The organism is Pseudomonas sp. GD03862 (assembly GCF_029840855.1).
In the GTDB taxonomy this organism is placed as follows: domain Bacteria; phylum Pseudomonadota; class Gammaproteobacteria; order Pseudomonadales; family Pseudomonadaceae; genus Aquipseudomonas; species Aquipseudomonas alloputida.
The window spans coordinates 1-1,077 of the sequence record NZ_JAOCDI010000116.1 but is presented as its reverse complement, the minus strand read 5'-3'; the positions used below and the strand labels follow the sequence as shown (position 1 = coordinate 1,077).

Sequence of the window (1,077 nt, the reverse complement as noted above, 5' to 3'; positions counted from 1 at the left end):
CCGGCCCAGCCGTTGCTATGGCGTGCCGCGCTGCGCAGCGCCGAGGAAATCGAGGCGACCTGCGAAGAGGCCCAGCGTAGCCTGGACCTGGCCCAGGGCCCGCTGCTGCGTGCGGTGCTGATCGACCTGGCCGACGGTGGCCAGCGCCTGCTGCTGGTGATCCACCACCTGGTGGTCGATGGCGTGTCCTGGCGCGTGCTGCTGGAAGACCTGCACGATGCCTACCGCCAGGCCCTGGCGGGCAGCACGCCGAAACTGCCGGCCAAGACCAGCGCCTTCAAGACCTGGGGCGAACGCCTGCAGCAGCATGCCGCAAGCCTGGACAGCGAGCTGGCCTACTGGCAAGGGCAACTGGCCGGTGCGCCGCTGGACCTGCCCGAGGCCGAGCTGGGCGCCAGCCTGCAGAACCGTCACCGCCAGAGCGTGCAGGCACACCTGGATGCCGAGCTGACCCGACGCTTGCTGCAACAGGCCCCGGCGGCCTACCGCACCCAGGTCAACGACCTGCTGCTGACCGCCTTGGCCCGGGTGGTGTGTCGCTGGAGCGGCGCCGATTCGGCGCTGGTGGAGCTGGAAGGCCATGGCCGCGAAGACCTGTTCGACGACATCGACCTGAGCCGTACGGTGGGCTGGTTCACCAGCGCCTACCCGGTGCGCCTGACCCCGGCCGCCGAGCTGGGCGCCTCGATCAAGCAGGTCAAGGAACAGCTGCGCGGCGTGCCGCACAAGGGCATCGGTTTCGGCGCTTTGCGCTACCTGGGCGACGAGGCTGCGCGCGCGAGCCTGGCCGGGCTGCCGGTGCCGCGCATCACCTTCAACTACTTGGGCCAGCTGGATGGCCAGTTCGATGAGCGGGCGCTGTTCGTGCCCGCTGCCGAAAGCGCAGGTGAGGAGCAGAGCCCGCTGGCGCCGCTGGGCAACTGGCTGGTGCTCAATGGCCAGGTGTATGGCGGCGAGCTGAGCCTGGCGTTCAGCTTCAGCGGGCAGATGTTCGCCCGCGCGACCATCGAGCGGCTGGCGCGGGCCTACGAGGCGGAGCTGGCGGCGCTGGTCGAGCACTGCCAGGCGCCGCAAGGG

General features: G+C 70.5%; 1 protein-coding gene. It reads left to right on the top strand.

Annotation, left to right across the window (positions count from 1 at the left end):
• A partial coding sequence (locus N5D53_RS27595) for a condensation domain-containing protein (RefSeq protein ID WP_279841142.1) occupies positions 1-1,077 on the top strand: 1,077 nt, incomplete at both ends.